14 protein-coding genes are annotated in these 16647 nt (G+C 65.9%); 10 read left to right on the top strand and 4 right to left on the bottom strand.

Annotated features, from left to right (window positions below):
- Positions 1-39 precede the first annotated feature (39 nt).
- Positions 40-804, bottom strand: coding sequence for a nucleoside phosphorylase (locus CH276_RS19195; protein ID WP_230596830.1), 765 nt, complete (start codon positions 802-804; stop codon positions 40-42).
- A gap of 114 nt (positions 805-918) precedes the next feature.
- Here CH276_RS19195 and purL point away from each other — a divergent pair, with 114 nt between their 5' ends.
- From purL to purM, 10 genes are all read left to right on the top strand, one after another.
- Positions 919-3210 (top strand): phosphoribosylformylglycinamidine synthase subunit PurL, encoded by a 2292-nt coding sequence (gene purL, locus CH276_RS19190; RefSeq protein ID WP_094628480.1) that lies wholly within the window; start codon positions 919-921, stop codon positions 3208-3210.
- An 83-nt stretch (positions 3211-3293) separates the two neighbouring features.
- Positions 3294-5021, top strand: coding sequence for an alpha/beta hydrolase (locus CH276_RS19185; RefSeq protein ID WP_230596874.1), 1728 nt, complete (start codon positions 3294-3296; stop codon positions 5019-5021).
- Complete coding sequence (locus CH276_RS19180) at positions 5018-5608, top strand: CPBP family intramembrane glutamic endopeptidase (protein WP_094628478.1); 591 nt, start codon at positions 5018-5020, stop codon at positions 5606-5608. Before CH276_RS19185 ends, CH276_RS19180 begins: the two co-directional genes overlap by 4 nt.
- Before the next feature lie 5 nt (positions 5609-5613).
- Positions 5614-6000: a sterol carrier family protein gene (locus CH276_RS19175; protein WP_032395916.1), complete on the top strand. Its 387-nt coding sequence runs from the start codon at positions 5614-5616 to the stop codon at positions 5998-6000.
- Positions 6001-6127: 127 nt separating this feature from the next.
- Positions 6128-7690, top strand: a complete 1563-nt coding sequence (purF, locus tag CH276_RS19170; protein WP_032396301.1) for an amidophosphoribosyltransferase — start codon at positions 6128-6130, stop codon at positions 7688-7690.
- A gap of 142 nt (positions 7691-7832) precedes the next feature.
- Positions 7833-9473 carry an ABC transporter substrate-binding protein gene (locus CH276_RS19165; RefSeq protein ID WP_045200295.1) on the top strand — a complete coding sequence of 547 codons (1641 nt, stop codon included), beginning with the start codon at positions 7833-7835 and terminating at the stop codon, positions 9471-9473.
- Between the two features lie 105 nt (positions 9474-9578).
- Positions 9579-10565 (top strand): ABC transporter permease, encoded by a 987-nt coding sequence (locus tag CH276_RS19160; protein WP_045200293.1) that lies wholly within the window; start codon positions 9579-9581, stop codon positions 10563-10565.
- Complete coding sequence (locus CH276_RS19155; RefSeq protein WP_032395914.1) at positions 10565-11533, top strand: ABC transporter permease; 969 nt, start codon at positions 10565-10567, stop codon at positions 11531-11533. Before CH276_RS19160 ends, CH276_RS19155 begins: the two co-directional genes overlap by 1 nt.
- Entirely contained in the window at positions 11530-13167 is a 1638-nt protein-coding gene (locus CH276_RS29190) for an ABC transporter ATP-binding protein (RefSeq protein ID WP_094628476.1), read from the top strand. The genes CH276_RS19155 and CH276_RS29190 overlap by 4 nt, the downstream gene beginning before the upstream one ends.
- Positions 13168-13253: 86 nt before the next feature.
- Positions 13254-14354 carry a phosphoribosylformylglycinamidine cyclo-ligase gene (gene purM / locus CH276_RS19145; protein WP_032376541.1) on the top strand — a complete coding sequence of 367 codons (1101 nt, stop codon included), beginning with the start codon at positions 13254-13256 and terminating at the stop codon, positions 14352-14354.
- A 91-nt stretch (positions 14355-14445) separates the two neighbouring features.
- Here the strand turns inward: purM and CH276_RS19140 are convergent, their stop codons facing one another.
- The 3 genes from CH276_RS19140 to ygfZ form a co-directional block, all read right to left on the bottom strand.
- Positions 14446-14640 carry a DUF3073 domain-containing protein gene (locus tag CH276_RS19140; RefSeq protein WP_082073787.1) on the bottom strand — a complete coding sequence of 65 codons (195 nt, stop codon included), beginning with the start codon at positions 14638-14640 and terminating at the stop codon, positions 14446-14448.
- Positions 14641-14888: 248 nt separating this feature from the next.
- Entirely contained in the window at positions 14889-15527 is a 639-nt protein-coding gene (locus tag CH276_RS19135; protein ID WP_032395912.1) for an MOSC domain-containing protein, read from the bottom strand.
- A complete protein-coding gene (ygfZ, locus tag CH276_RS19130; RefSeq protein ID WP_094628474.1) occupies positions 15524-16645 on the bottom strand; it encodes a CAF17-like 4Fe-4S cluster assembly/insertion protein YgfZ in 1122 nt (373 codons plus the stop codon). The genes CH276_RS19135 and ygfZ overlap by 4 nt, the downstream gene beginning before the upstream one ends.
- Between the last annotated feature and the right edge of the window lie 2 nt (positions 16646-16647).

Here is a 16647-nt window from a genome sequence, read left to right as displayed (position 1 = left end):
GGTGGGGTGAGCGGGAAGGGGGGCTGGTGCCCCAAAGACTCAGATCGGGCTCAGTTGTAGGCACGCATCTGCCGCGAGCCAGAACAATTGTTCGCGCACTGTTGTTGCCTTGGTCCAGCCGCGGTGATCCCAGTCGGCGGCGAGGGAATCGCCCGCGTACAGCAGTTGCGCGAATCGCACTCCGCGGAATCGGGCCACGGCGCAGAAGGCCGAGGCCTCCATGTCGACGGTTCGGCAGCCTTCTTCGACTCGGCGGGAGACGCGGGCACGGGTCTCGCGGTAGAGCGCATCGGTGGTCCAGGAACGCCCGGTGACGAAGTCGACTCCGGCGTCGGTCAGTACGGATTGCAGTACGGCCACGCCTGCCGGGTCGGCGTCGACCACGCGGCCCGGTGGCAGGTAGTGGAACGAGGTGCCCTCGTCGCGGACGGCGCTGTCGACCACCATCACGTGTCCCATGCCCAGGTCGTCGGACAGTGCGCCCGCGCCGCCGACGGCCACGAACTGGGTGCATCCCATCGCGATGGCCTCTTCGAGGAACAGGGCCGCCAGCGGAGCACCGACGCCGGGGTGGAAGACGGCAAGTTTCTCCCCGTGTCGTTCGATCTCGTAGACGGGGTGTTCGCCGTGCTCGGAGCGCATGACCGACACGACTCGGGCGTCGCCTTTCGCGCAGATGCTCTCGATCACCTCGGAGAAGAAACAGACGACGGCTTTCGGCGGAACGTCGACTCCCTTGGCCACCATCGACGGGTCGATGACGCCCGTTTCGTCCAGATCGTTCTCGGTCAGCGCGATGTCCATCAGGTGATGTTCGCACGAGGCGACGCTCGGCCCTGCACGACCGATGCCGTACATGTCTGCGGGTCCCGATAGACTCTCCCTGGCATTTCGCTCCATCGAAGGGACCTATTCCTCGTGTCCGCTAGCTCTGTACCCACAGACACCGTCTCCAACGCTGTCGCCACCCCCGACGTTGCGCAGCCGTACAAAGAACTCGGACTCAAGGACGACGAATACGTCCGCATCAAGGAAATCCTCGGCCGTCGGCCCACCGACGCCGAATTGGCGATGTATTCCGTCATGTGGAGCGAGCACTGCTCGTACAAGTCCTCGAAGGTGCACCTGAAGTACTTCGGCGAGACCACCACCGACGAGATGCGCAAGCCGATGCTCGCCGGTATCGGTGAGAACGCGGGCGTCGTCGACGTCGGCGACGGTTGGGCCGTCACGTTCAAGGTCGAGAGCCACAATCACCCGTCGTACGTCGAGCCCTACCAGGGTGCCGCGACCGGCGTCGGCGGCATCGTCCGCGACATCATGGCCATGGGCGCGCGCCCGATCGCCGTCATGGACCAGCTGCGATTCGGTGCCGCCGATGCACCCGATACGCGCCGCGTTCTGAGCGGCATCGTCGCAGGCGTCGGCGGCTACGGAAACTCCCTCGGCCTGCCGAACATCGGCGGCGAGACGGTGTTCGACGCCTCCTACGCCGGTAACCCCCTGCTCAACGCTCTGTGTGCCGGCGTCATGCGCGTCGAGGACATGCATCTGGCGTTCGCGTCGGGCCTGGGCAACAAGATCATTCTGTTCGGCGCACGAACCGGTCTCGACGGCATCGGCGGCGTGTCCGTCCTCGCGTCGGAGACCTTCGATGGGGATGAGACCGGCGGGGGCCGCAAGAAGCTCCCGGCCGTGCAGGTCGGCGATCCGTTCACCGAGAAGGTGCTCATCGAGGCCTGCCTCGAGCTGTACTCCAACAAGTTGGTCGTCGGCATCCAGGATCTCGGCGGTGCCGGATTGTCCTGTGCCACTTCCGAACTCGCGTCCGCGGGCAGCGGCGGCATGCACATCGAGCTGGAGAAGGTGCCGATGCGCGCCACCGGCATGACGCCCGCCGAGGTGCTCTCGAGCGAATCCCAGGAGCGCATGTGCGCGGTGGTGACGCCCGAGAACGTCGACGCGTTCATGGCCGTCTGCCGCAAGTGGGACGTCCTGGCCACCGTGATCGGTGAGGTCACCGACGGTGAGCATCTGCAGATCACGTGGCACGGCGAGACCGTGGTCGACGTTCCGCCGAAGACCGTTGCGCACGAGGGACCGGTGTACAACCGTCCCGTGCAGCGACCCGCCACCCAGGACGATCTGGTCGCGAACACCACGGCGTCGCTGAAGCGTCCGGAAACCGGTGACGAGCTGCGGGCGACGCTGCTGAAGATGATCGGCTCGCCGCAGCTGTGCAGCCGTCGATTCATCACCGAGCAATACGACCGCTACGTGCGCGGAAACACCGTCCTCGCCGAGAACGCCGACGCAGGCGTCATCCGAATCGACGAGAAGACCGGTCGTGGAATCGCTTTGGCCACCGACGCGTCGGGCCGCTACACCGCACTCGATCCTTACCAGGGCGCGCAGCTCGCGCTCGCCGAGGCGTTCCGCAACGTCGCTGTCACCGGCTCGACGCCCAAGGCCGTCACCAACTGCCTGAACTTCGGCTCGCCCGAGGACCCGGGCGTCATGTGGCAGTTCCAGCAGGCCGTGCGCGGACTGGCCGACGGCTGCGTCACCCTCGGTATTCCCGTGACCGGCGGCAACGTCAGCTTCTACAACCAGACCGGTGCAGAGCCGATCCTGCCGACGCCCGTCGTCGGTGTACTCGGCGTCATCGACGACGTGCATCGCCGCATCCCCACCGGCCTCGGACTCGAGCCCGGCGAGACGCTGATCCTGCTCGGTGACACCCACGACGAGTTCGACGGGTCCATCTGGGCGCAGGTCGAGCACGACCACCTCGGCGGCGTGCCGCCCAAGGTCGATCTCGCCCGTGAGCAGCTGCTGGCAGACATCTTGCTCTCGTCCTCGCGTGACGGACTGGTCTCGGCAGCCCACGATCTTTCCGAGGGTGGCCTCGCGCAGGCCGTCGTCGAAGCTGCTCTGGCCGGTGAAACCGGTTGCCGCATCATCGTTCCCGAGGGTGCCGATCCGTTCGTGACACTGTTCTCCGAGTCCTCGGGCCGCGTACTGGTCGCCGTACCGCGCACGGAAGAGACTCGCTTCACCGGCATGTGCACCGCCCGCGGTCTGCCGTGGGTGCGCATCGGCGTCGTCGACGAGGGCTCGGATTCGATCGAGGTGCAAGGGCAGTTCTCCGTCCCGATGACGGAACTGCGCGAGACGTTCGAGAGCACTCTTCCCAGACTCTTCGGCTGACCGAGGTGGGGGGACACACATCGGAGCAGCAGCTCGCCGAGCCCGACTCCGCACTCGAGCAGAACGAGCATCACCGCTACCACCTGCCGACGGTCGAGTTCTCGGTCCCCTCACCGGACAAGCACCCGTTCGTCATGTGGGCCTGGGGCCTGCTGCGCCTGGACTTCACCGGAATTGCGTTCGGCGCGTTGTTCTTCTGCTGGTCGTTGACTCCGTCACTGCTCCCGCGGGGATGGTTGTTCCAGGGCATCATCGGCGGTATCAACGCGGCCATCGGCTACGCATTCGGTGTGGCGGTGGGATGGGCCGTCACCCGTTGGTGGCTCTCGTCCCGATCATGGTGGCCGTTGCCGCGCAAGATCGAACTCGCCGTCAAGGTCGCCGTACCCGTCCTCGCGATCGCAGCGTCGATGATCATGTTGGCGATCTCGGCGGAATGGCAGCGTGAGCTGGCCGCATTGATGGACGCCGAGGGCACCACCACCACGGGATACTTCCGAACCGGTGCACTGAGTATCGCCGTTGCGGCGCTGTTGATTTCGGTGTGGCGGGTGTTGCGCGACCTCGTTCGTCTGCTCGCCCGGCAGATAAACCGCGTCGTGAAGATGCCACGCGAAGTTGCCAACGCGCTCGGAGTCGTCGTCCTCGTCGTGCTGTCCGTAGCGCTGGTTCAGGGCGTCCTGCTCCGGGCCGTCTCCGAGGTCACCAACTCGGCTTTCAGCCTGCAGAACGACGAAACCCGCGACGGTGCAGAACAACCCGTGGCCGACGAACGCTCCGGTAGTCCGAACTCGTTGGCACCGTGGGACACCCTCGGATTCGAGGGCCGCAACTTCGTCTCCAGCGGACTGCGCGCCGACGAGATGGAGCGGGCCACCGGCCGTCCCAGTCTCGAGCCGATCAGGGCGTACGCCGGCCTGGAAACCGCCGAGACCCAGGACGAGCGACTGAACATCGTGGTCGCAGAACTCGAACGTACCGGGGCATTCCAGCGCGCGGCTCTCGTCGTCGTTCCGACCACCGGAACCGGATGGGTCAATCCCACCGCCATCGAAGCCGAAGAGCTCATGTTCGACGGCGATGTCGCCACCGTCGCATCCCAGTACTCCTACCTGCCGAGTTGGATCTCCTTCATCGCGGAGGGCGACAAGGCCGCGCAGGCGGGCAGAGCTCTGATCGACAAGGTGCACGACCGCTGGCTGCAGGAACCGGAGGCCACCCGCCCCAAGTTCTACGTCTACGGCGAGAGCCTCGGCACCCAGGCGGGCGAGGGCGCGTTCGACGGGTTGGCCGACATCCGGGACACCACCGACGGCGTGCTGTGGGTCGGGCCACCGAACAACAACCGCATCTGGAGTCAGTTCGTCAGCCGACGCGACCCGGGAAGCCCCGAGGTTCGGCCGGTCTACTCCGAGGGCCTGACAGTCCGATTCGCCGACAACTCGTCGGGCATCCCGCCGGAGGATCAGCCCTGGTACGAACCGAGAATCCTCTACGTCCAGCACGCGTCGGATCCGGTGGTCTGGTGGTCACCCGATCTGCTGTTCGAGCGTCCCGACTGGTTGTCCGAGCCACCCGGGCCGGACCGGCTGCCGAGTATGCGGTGGTTCCCGGTCGTCACCTTCTGGCAGGTGGCCGCCGACCTGACCAACGCTGCGGGCGTTCCCGACGGGCACGGCCACAACTACGGAACCCTCGTGCTCGACGGCTGGGTTGCCGTCGCCGCGCCGGAGGGGTGGACCGACCGCGACACCGAACGAGTCCGCGGAGTCATGGAGCAATTCGCCGGCCGAGACGGTCCCGAGAAGTGACCACCGAGGCGTTGGCGATCGGCTCCGCGACGACGGCCTGGAGTACCTACGTCCTTCCCGCGCTCGGTCTCGATGCCCGCGCGAGGGCGGTGGCCAACGCCTCGTTCGCGGTGGCCGTCGGGGCGGTATCGGGCCGCAGCGCCGCGCAACTGGGATTGCGCAATACGGTTGCAGGCGTGAAGTGGGGCGCTGCGGCATCGGCCGTTCCGGTGATCGGATCTGCCGTCGTCGCTGCGATTCCGGCGTTGCGACGCCGGGTTCGGCCGTCCGAGGACGAGCTGGCCGAGTGGGTTCTGTTTCGAATCCCGGTGGGGACGGTCCTCACCGAGGAGTTGCTCTTTCGCGGCGTGCTCGACGCTGCATCGCCCGCTCTGTCGCCGATCTTCTTCGGGCTCTGGCACATTCACCCGGCCCGGGCGGCGGGTGACACCGTGGTCGGGACGGTCGTGGCGACGGCCGCGGCCGGGGTGGTGTTCTCGTGGCTGCGAGCCCGCAGCGGGAGTGTGCTCGCGCCGGCCTTGCTGCATTACTTCCTCAATGCCGGCGGCGCCGTTCTGGCGCATCTCGCTGCGAACGACAGGAGTTAGACGCAGTGCCACCACACAAGGAAGTTGGCCCCGCCGAGGTGCGCGACGCCGTGCTGGCCGTCGAGGACTGGATCAAGGGCGAGGCGGACAAGCCTGCGCGGGCGCAGATTGCCGCAGCGGTACGCACCACTGCCCGAACTCTCGGCCAGAACGCGCCGGGATCCTCGGTGGAGGTGCGGGTGCCGCCGTTCGTCGCGGTGCAGTGCATCGTGGGGCCGCGCCACACCCGCGGAACTCCGCCGAACGTGGTCGAGACCGATGCGCTGACGTGGCTGCAGGTGGTGACCGGAATCCGGAATTTCGCCGACGCACTCGCCGACGGCTCGATCGATGCGTCGGGCAGTAGGGCGGCCGAGGTGGGGCGCTGGCTGCCACTGATGTCCATCAGGTGATCGGCTCCAATTCGGACACGCGTTCACCTGCTGGGAATCTCCCATCCACACGATGCGTTGACTCGGGCCGTGTGCCCGTAGACTCGGGCATGGCCCCCCGCCCCGTACCCCCAAGGGAGCAATGCCCGTGACCAACGCCGATTTGTCGGTCGACAGTCCGAATCTTCTGGTAGGCAAACCGCTCGACGAACCGGAGAACGAGCCGCGCGAGGAGTGCGGAGTCTTCGGAGTGTGGGCACCGGGCGAGGATGTGGCCAAGCTCTCGTATTACGGCCTCTATGCGCTGCAACACCGTGGTCAGGAAGCTGCCGGCATCGCCGTCTCCGACGGTTCCCAGGTGTTGGTGTTCAAGGATCTCGGGCTCGTCAGCCAGGTGTTCGACGAGCAGACACTCGGTGCCATGCCCGGGCACGTCGCCATCGGACACTGCCGCTACTCCACCAGTGGATCGGTCACGTGGGAGAACGCGCAACCGATCTTCCGCACCACCACCGCCGGGACCGGGATTGCACTCGGCCACAACGGAAATCTGGTGAACTTCGCCGAGCTCGCCACCAAGGCACGCGACGCAGGGCTGATCAGTGACCGGCTGCAGGGCAACGGCACGTCGGATTCCGACGTGGTGACCGCGCTGCTGGCCCACAAGGCCGCCGACTGCACCATCGAGCAGGCTGCAATGGAGTTGCTGCCGCAGCTGCAGGGTGCCTTCTGCCTGACGTTCATGGACGAGCACACCCTCTACGCCGCGCGCGACCCGCACGGCGTCCGTCCGTTGTGCCTCGGCCGCCTCGATCGCGGCTGGGTGGTGGCCAGCGAGACGGCTGCACTCGACATCGTCGGTGCCGCGTTCGTCCGCGACATCGAACCCGGTGAGCTCCTCGCGATCGATGCCGACGGCGTTCGGTCCTCACGATTCGCGGCCCCCGAGCCCAAGGGCTGCGTGTTCGAGTACGTGTACCTCGCTCGGCCGGACAGCGTCATCGGTGGCCGTTCGGTGCACTCGACGCGTGTCGAGATCGGACGACGCCTCGCCAAGGAGCATCCGGCCGACGGCGACCTGGTGATTCCGGTGCCCGAGAGCGGAACTCCCGCTGCGGTCGGTTTCGCGCAGGGCTCCGGCATTCCGTACGGCCAGGGCCTGATGAAGAACGCCTACGTGGGCCGCACGTTCATTCAGCCGTCGCAGACCATCCGCCAGCTCGGTATTCGACTCAAGCTCAATCCTCTCAAAGAGGTCATACGGGGCAAAAGACTGGTGGTGGTGGACGATTCGATCGTTCGCGGCAACACCCAGCGAGCCCTGATCAGGATGCTGCGCGAGGCCGGTGCGCTGGAGATTCACGTGCGTATCGCGTCGCCGCCGGTGCGCTGGCCCTGCTTCTACGGCATCGACTTCGCTTCTCCCGCAGAGCTGATCGCCAACGGTGTCGACTCCGAGGACGGGATCCTCGAAGGCGTCCGCCAGGCCATCGGTGCCGACTCGCTGGGGTACATCTCCATCGACGGCATGATCGCCGCGTCGGAGCAGCCCGAATCACGCTTGTGCGCAGCTTGTTTCACGGGCAAGTACCCCATCGATCTGCCTGCGGACAATGCGCTCGGCAAGCACGTACTCGAAGGTCTGTTGTCCTCGGCGGCCGGGCAGCCGGTGGACAACGACGCGAATGTGAGCGCTCTTAGTCGTCCGTGAGCTGGGCGTTCCTGCAAGGGAACAGCGGGGTTTTCTCAATGCCACATATTGGAAACAGTCCGTCGGTACTGTCCCGAGTTACATAGGACACACCGATTTGGATAGAGGCATTCAGATGACCCTGTCGCCCGACGACGGACGCATGCAGCGCTACAGCGCGGCATCGAAGACTGCAGTGCGCAAGCACGGCAGGAAGACCGCTGCAGTGGCAGCACTGTCGGTACTCGCACTGACGGCCGCAGCCTGCGGCTCGGGACGCACCGACGCCGGAGGATCCGGCGACAGCGGCGGCGAGACCATCACGGTCGGCACCACCGATCAGGTGACATCGCTCGACCCGGCCGGCTCGTACGACAACGGTTCGTTCATGGTGATGAACCAGACGTATCCGTTCTTGATGAACTTCGCGCCCGGTAGCTCCGAACTCGAGCCCGACGCGGCCGAGAGCTGCGACTTCACCGAGCCGACCGTCTACACGTGCACGTTGAAGGACGACCTGAAGTTCGCCAACGGCAACCCGCTGACGAGCGAGAGCGTGAAGTACTCGTTCGATCGGATCGTCGCGATCAACGACCCCAACGGCCCCGCGTCGTTGCTCACCAATCTCGACAGCATCGCCACGCCCGACGAGAAGACCGTCGAATTCACCCTGAAGGCTGCGAACGACCAGACCTTCCCGCAGATTCTGGCGACCCCGGCAGGACCGATCGTCGATCAGACCGTCTTCCCGGCCGATTCGATTCTCGACGACGACGCCATCGTGGCGGGTACTCCGTTCGCGGGCCCGTACTCGATCTCGAGCTACGCCAAGAACTCCCTCGTCAGCTTCGCCGCGAACGGTGACTACAACGGCATTCTCGGAACGCCGAAGACGTCCTCGATCAACGTCAAGTACTACACCAGCTCCGACAACCTCAAGCTCGACGTGCAGAACAAAGCCATCGATGTCGCGTGGCGCTCGCTGACCCCGACGGACGTCGAATCGCTCGGCAGTGTGGACGGACTGACGGTGCACGAGGGACCCGGCGGCGAATCGCGCTACATGGTGTTCAACATGAACACGATGCCCGGCGACACCCCGGAGCAGAAGTTGGCCGTGCGCAAGGCAATTGCGTCTTCGGTCGATCGTCAGGCGCTGTCCGACGGCGTCTACAAGGGCACCTACACCCCGCTGTACTCCGTGGTTCCCACCGGACTGGCCGGCGCGAACACCGCCTACGGCGATGTCTACGGCACCACGCCGAACCGCGACGAGGCGGCTGGATTCCTCTCCGCCGCAGGCATTGCCACTCCCGTTCAGCTCAACCTGCAGTACAACCCGGATCACTACGGTTCGAGCTCGAGCGAGGAATACGCCGCGATCAAGAGCCAGCTCGACGCGACGGGCCTGTTCAACGTGAACCTGCAGTCCACCGAGTGGAGCACCTACACCAAGGAACGCGTCGCCGACGCCTACCCGGTGTACCAGCTGGGCTGGTTCCCGGACTATCCCGATGCAGACAACTACCTGACGCCGTTCTTCGCGCCGGACAACTTCCTGCAGTCGCACTTCGAGAGCCCGGCCATCACCTCGCTGCTCGATCTCGAACGCACGACCGCCGACGAGGACGCTCGGATGCAGATCATCGGTCAGATTCAGACCGAGCTCGCGACGAACTACCTGCCGACGCTTCCGTTGTTGGAGGGCAAGCAGATCGCCGTCGCCACCGACGAGATCAGCGGTGTGGACGAGACTCTCGACGCCTCGTTCAAGTTCCGTTTCGTCACTCTCGCCAAGAGCTGACCGGTGCCCACTACCGCGGACGCGCCGGTAGGGGAGAAGCAAGCGCAGCAGGCGAGCGCGCCGTCACGGTACGGCGCGCTCGCCCGCTATCTCGGGGTCAGATTTCTGCTGATCATTCCGACTGCCTGGATTCTCGTCACCGTCGTCTTCTTTCTCATGCGTGTGATCGGTGATCCGATCACCGCCGCCCTCGGCGGCCGCCTACCCGCCGAACAGATCGCCCAGCGCAAGGCCGAAGCCGGCTACGACCGGCCGATCCTGACGCAGTACTGGGAGTACCTGACCGGATTGCTGCGCGGCGATTTCGGCCGCTCGGCCACCGACAATCGCGCGATCAGTGACGTTCTGCTCGTCAACGGTGCTGCGACACTGGAATTGGCGTTCTGGGCACTGCTGGTCGCCTTCGCGGTCGGCATCCCGCTCGGCTTCTTCGCCGCCACCCATCGGGACCGATTCGGTGACGCCTCGCTGCGCATCTTCGCGATCCTGGCGTATGCGGCACCGGTGTTCTTCGTCGGCATGCTGCTCAAGCTGCTGTTCGCGGTCAAGCTCGGCTGGCTGCCGGTGGCTGGACGAGCCAGCACGAACGTGGAACTGGCACTGCAGAACGTCTCGCCCAAGACCAACATCCTCATCGTCGATTCGTTCCTCTACGGAGAGACGAGCTACACCGTGGACGTGCTCGAGCATGCGGTACTTCCCGCACTCGCTCTGGGTCTGCTGACGGCCGGAGTGTTCCTGAGGCTGGTGCGCGTCAACCTGATCCAGACCCTGCAGGCACCCTTCGTCGACGCCGCACGCGCTCGCGGATTGAGCGAGGGCACGGTGACGCGACGGCATGCGTTCCGTAACGCCATGATTCCCATCGTCACCGTCATCGGCCTGCAGATCGCCGTACTGCTCGGCGGGGCGGTGCTGACCGAGACAACCTTCGAGTGGCAGGGCCTGGGCTACGAACTCGCCCGGTACCTGCAGGCCCGCGATTTCGTTGCGGTGCAGGGCATCGTGACGTTCCTGGCCGTGGTGGTCGCCGTCGTCAGCTTCGTCACCGACGCGATCGTCGCACTCATCGACCCGAGAGTGAGGTTCTGATGAGCACCGAAGTCGTGCTGTCCGACGTCCCTCCCACCCGTCCGCACCGCCGAGGATTTCCGGGCGTCGCGTTCGTCAAGTCCACGTCGGGGTTGCAACGCGTCACCCTGATCGTCGGGTTGGCCCTGATGGTCGGGTTCGTTGTCGCCGCAGTGTTCGCTCCGCTCCTCGCGCCGTACGGGTTCTCGCAGACCAGCGACGCCGGGCAGGATTTCGCCCGCCAGGCGGCTCCGTCCGCGCAGCATTGGTTCGGCACGTCGGTCCGCGGCGAGGACGTGTTCTCCCGCGTGATCTACGGTGCGAGAACAGCATTGATGGTGATCGCATCGTCGTTGGTGCTCTCGCTGATCATCGGTGTTCCGCTCGGCCTGGCCTCGGGCTACATCGGCCGTTGGTTCGATCGCGTCCTCGTACTGTTCATGGACGCGATGTACGCCTTTCCGTCGCTACTCCTCGCGGTGGTCATCTCGATCGTCGTCGCAGGCGGACAGTCGTCCAGTTTCGGCGGTATCGCGTCCGCGGCAATCGCCATCACGGCGATCTTCGTGCCGCAGTACTTCCGCGTGGTACGCAACGCCACGGTGGCGGTCAAGACCGAACCGTACGTGGACGCCGCCCGGGTCACCGGGGCCGGTACTCCACGAATCCTGTTCCGGCACATCCTCGCCAACGTGGTGCAGACACTGCCGGTCATCATCACCCTCAACGGAGCCGAGGCCATCCTGACCCTCGCCGGGCTCGGATTCCTCGGCTTCGGTATCGAACCCACCTCCGCCTCGGAGTGGGGCTACGACATCAACAAGGCGCTGCCGGACATCTCCAACGGCATCTGGTGGACGTCGGTGTTCCCCGGCCTGGGCATCGTGCTCGTGGTGCTCGGCCTGACCATGGTGGGCGAAAGCGCAAGCGAGACACTCAATCCGCTGCTGCGCACCCGCAAGAAGTTCAAGAAGGCGGTGAAGGTATGACATCGAGCGTTGTGACTCCACGCGAGTCCGCACTGTCGGTGAAGTCGCTGTCCGTCACGTTCGCCACCGATGCCGGCGAAGTCGACGCCGTCACCGAGGTCTCGTTCGAGGTGTATCCCGGCGAGGTCCTGGCGGTGGTGGGTGAGTCCGGATCGGGCAAATCCGTCAGCGTCCGGTCCGCCATCGGACTGCTACCCGACACCGCACGCGTCGAGGGACACGTGGTTCTCGGTGGCCAGGACGTGACGACGCTGAGCAACAAGGCGTGGGCGCAGTTGCGCGGCAACAATATTTCGATGGTGTTCCAGGAACCGGGTAGCGCCCTCGATCCGCTGTTCACCATCGGATATCAGATCGTCGAGGCGCTGCGTGCGCACACAGGCGCGGACGGTAAGCGGATGTCGGCCAAGGACGCCAAGTCGCGAGCCGTCGAACTGCTGTCGATGGTGGGTCTGCCCAGTCCCGAGCAGCGGTTCTCGTACTACCCGCACGAACTCTCGGGCGGGCAGAAGCAACGCGTCATGATCGCGATCGCCATCTCGTGCGAGGCGAAGGTCATCATCGCCGACGAGCCGACCACCGCCCTCGATGTCACGGTGCAGGCCGAGATCCTGGAGTTGCTCCGCGATCTCAAGGACCGGCTCGGCTGCGCCATCGTGCTGATCACCCACAGCATGGGCGTCGTCTCGGATCTGGCGGACCGCGTCGTCGTCATGCAGAACGGTCGCGTCGTAGAGGAAGCCCCGGTGGCGCAGCTCTTCGACGCACCCGCGGACGACTACACCAAGAAGCTGCTGGCCGCGGTGCCCACACTGGCCGCGGTGGAGTCCGACAAGACGGTCGACACCTCGGGTGAACCGGTACTCGACGTCTCGCGACTGGTGGTGCAGTTCTCCGGCGGCGTCGGCTCACCTGCGTTCAGGGCCGTCGACGACGTCTCGCTGACCATCCACCGCGGCGAAACCCTCGGACTGGTGGGAGAATCCGGCTCGGGCAAGTCCACGATCGGCAGATGTGTTGCAGCACTGCAGAAGCCGACGAGTGGCAGCGTGACGGTGATGGGACAGAACATCGCAGGCGTGAGCGAACGCAAGCTCAAGCCGCTGCGCAAGCGATTCGGCTTCGTCTTCCAGGACCCGTCGGCGTCACTGAATCCGCGACTGACCGTCGGGCAATGCATCGCCGAGCCGATGATCGTGCACAAGTACGGCTCCACGGATGCGGTCGCCGCGAGGACCACCGAACTGCTCGACGCCGTACAACTGCCGTCGGGCACCGACAAGCGCTACCCACACGAGCTCTCCGGTGGGCAACGGCAACGCGTCAGCCTGGCGCGGGCACTGGTGCTCGGTCCGGATCTGGTGGTGGCGGACGAGCCGACCAGTGCCCTCGACGTCTCGGTGCAGGCAGCGGTGCTGGACCTGTTCGAGGCGCTACAGCAGGAATTCGGTTTCGCGTGCCTGTTCATCAGTCACGATCTCGCCGTGGTGGACCGCGTCGCGCATCGGGTGGTGGTGCTGCGCAACGGGGGAATCGTCGAAGAGGGAACACCGTGGAAGATTCTGCGATCCCCGGAGGCGGACTACACGAAGAAGCTGTTGGCTGCGATTCCCGGCAAGCGCCTGCACACGTGAGTTCTTCTCCTGACCGGGCACTCCGGTACCGTTGGGGCCGCGCCGCACCGGGCGCTGACATGAACTAGTACACAGGCTGGAGCCGAATGACCGAGGAATCCCAACCCACGAGCGCAACTCACTCGGGCGGTGCCTCCTACGCGGCGGCCGGGGTCGACATCGCCGCAGGAGACCGAGCAGTGCAGCTGTTCGCGCCGCTCGCCAAGAAGGCCAGTAGGCCCGAGGTGATGGGCGGTCTCGGCGGTTTCGCCGGTCTCTTCGCACTCAAGGGCGACTACCGCGAGCCGGTCCTGGCGGCCTCGACCGACGGCGTCGGCACCAAGGTCGCCGTCGCGCAGGCCCTCGGCAAGCACGACACCCTCGGCCTCGACCTCGTGGCCATGGTCGTGGACGATCTCGTCGTCTGTGGTGCCGAGCCGTTGTTCCTGCAGGACTACATCGCCGTGGGCCGCGTCGTTCCCGAGCAGGTCGCCGAGCTGGTCAAGGGCATCGCAGAAGGCTGCATCATCGCCGGCTGCGCATTGCTCGGCGGCGAGACGGCCGAGCACCCGGGACTGATGGCCGACGGCGATTACGACCTCTCGGCCACCGGCATCGGCGTCGTCGAGGCGGATTCGATCCTCGGACCCGAGCGGGTGCGTCCCGGTGACGTCGTCATCGGCATGGGATCGTCGGGTCTGCACTCCAACGGCTACTCCCTCGCCCGCAAGGTGCTGCTCGAGATCAACCACATGGATCTCGGCGGACACGTCGAGGAATTCGGCCGCACGCTCGGTGAAGAACTGCTCGAACCCACCAAGATCTACGCCAAGGACTGCCTCGCGCTCGCAGCCGAGACCGACGTCCGCACGTTCTGCCACGTGACCGGCGGCGGACTGGCGAACAACCTCTCACGGGTCATGCCCGAGGGTCTGGTCGCCGAACTCGACCGCACCACCTGGAGCCCGGCTCCGATCTTCTCGCTGATCGCTCAGCGCGGACGCGTCGAGCGGGCCGAGATGGAGCAGACGTTCAACATGGGTGTCGGCATGGTGGCCATCGTGGCACCCGAGGACGTCGACCGAGCACTTGCAGTGCTGACCGCACGCCACATCGACTGCTGGACTCTCGGCACGGTGAAGAAGGCGACCGGTAAGGACGTCGCCGACGAGCGTGCGTTGCTGCTGGGTAACCATCCGCGGTTCTGACCGCGGCAAGGTTCTGATCGTCCGAACATCGGGCGAACAAGTGAGGGGGAGCCGCTGTGCGGCTCCCCCTCAGTCGTTGTCGTGCACAGTACTAGCGTCGCCAGTCCTCGTACTCGTCTTCCTCGACTCGGGAATGCACATCCGAGTCAGAGTGGATGCCACGATGGGAGTTGGACGAACCACCGGAGAGCTCTCTTTGCAGACTCTCCAAGTCCGTTGTCGGCGAGCTGTACTTGAGCTCACGAGCGACCTTTGTCTGCTTTGCCTTAGCCCTGCCTCGGCCCATGGCGGTGCCCCCTCGCGGACTTGCGGGGCGGCCTGGGGAAATTTGGCGGCCCCGTTAGAGTTGGTATTTCTTCCTGGCACACACTCTAGCGCGCGAATCGCTGCGATGCGCATACGGCACCACGTGTTGGGGGCGCGCATGGTGATGCGACACGCCCGGGCCGGGGGTCGATGCCGCCTGTACCTGCGCATATCCGTGCAGAGGCAAACTATCTTCGTTCTGCGACACGAAATCGGTAGTGCTGCGCGTCATGGTCGCCGCAACGATTCGAGCGCTGCAGCGGCGTCGCGGTACACCTTCGGTGCCAATCCCGGCGCGTCCAGCAGAGTCTGCATCGCTGCGTGATCCCTCCCCTCGAACAGCATCCGCACCGTCACCCCGTGCTCGGGGACCGACGTCACGCTCACGGCGTCACCGCCGCCGAAGACCCCGGGTTCGAGCACTCGGAGATACGCACCCACATCACCGCGCGCGGTGAAGCGACGGATCCAACCGGGCTCGCCCATCCACCGTGCGAACGTTCCGCAGGGCTTGCGGGCGATCGTCACCTCCAGCTCCACACTGCCCACTCGCCACCGCGAGCCGATCACCGCATCGGTCACCGGGACACCGGTGGTCCGCAGGTTCTCACCGAAACGTCCGGGAGGAACGGGCGTGCCCAGCTGATCGGCCCAGTACCTCGCCTCGTCCTCGTCGTAGGCATAGACGGCCTGATCGAGTCCGCCGTGGAACTTCGTGTCGCGGCAGTGATCACCACCGATGCCGAGCTCGTGGACGTCCACCGGCCCGTCGACGGGCCGTTTGTCGATGCCACTGTCGACCACCGCGCGGCGTCCGAACGGAACATCGGCGTGCACAACGCAGACAGCGAGAACGGTGCCGATCACCGGCCGCGCAGGCGGTCCACCGCAGCGCGACCGGCCTGGACGTCGTCGTACGACGGGATCGAATCGGGATCGATCGACGCCGCACACGGACCCGCCTCGAGGGCGGTATCGACCGGAACGGTCCGCTTGAGCAGAGCCAGTGCGATCGGCCCCAGCTCGAAGTGATCGATGACGGTACCGAGGCGGCCGACGGAGCGTCCGCCCGCGGTGACCGGATCGCCGGTGCCGGGCCGACCGTCCGCAGAACCGTCGAGATGCAGCAGCACCAGGTGCCGCGGCGGGCGACCGAGATTGTGCACGCGGGAGACGGTCTCCTGCCCGCGGTAGCAGCCCTTCTCCAGATGCACCGCGCCGAACTCGGCGGCGCTGCCGATCCAGCGAACCTCGTGCGGGATGGTCTTCTCGTCGGTGTCCACTCCTACGCGCGGACGCAACGATTCCACGCGCAACGCGTCGAACGCCCAGGTTCCGGCGGGAGCGGCTCCGGCGTCGCGCAGCCGGACGAACCAGTCGGTGATGTTCTCGCGGGGGATCACCACGTCGTACGAATTCTTTCCCGGCCAGGGCATACGCCGAACGAAACCGCCGCCGTCGATCGGCGAAGCACCGTACATCTCGGTCGGAGCAGGCAGGTCGGCCTTGCCGAGCACCGACGACGAGTCGGATCCGAGGACGGTGAGAACGGCGAGTTCGTCGGCCTGGCGGGGTTCGGCCTTGGCCCAGAACACCATCTTCTTCAGAAACGAGAGCAGATCCGGGCCGGCTGCGCGCTCGGTGTCGATGTACGTGACGCCGGCCAGGTCGGTCTGCACGAAGTGATGCTCGATGCGGCCGTTGACGTCGAGACTGAGATTCTCGGCCGAGCTGCCGTCGGCCAGGTTCGTCACGAGTTGGCTCGAGATGGTGTTCAACCAACTCAGGCGCTCGTCTCCGCTGATGGCGAGGACGAAGCGGTGGGACCGATCGATGACGGCAGCGCCGCTGACCGCGTCGCGTTGTTCACCGAACGGATTGCCGTAGTGCCAGGCCACCCCGGCATCGACGCTGTCGTCGGGGGAGGGCACTGCGCCGGGAAGTGTCAGAAGTGGACTCGGGCTGATCGTGACTGTGTCGGACACAG

It is taken from the genome of Rhodococcus sp. 06-470-2 (assembly GCF_002258235.1).
Classification (GTDB): Bacteria; Actinomycetota; Actinomycetes; order Mycobacteriales; family Mycobacteriaceae; genus Rhodococcoides.
Note: the sequence above shows the minus strand (reverse complement) of the source record. Positions and strands in the feature narration are given on the sequence as shown.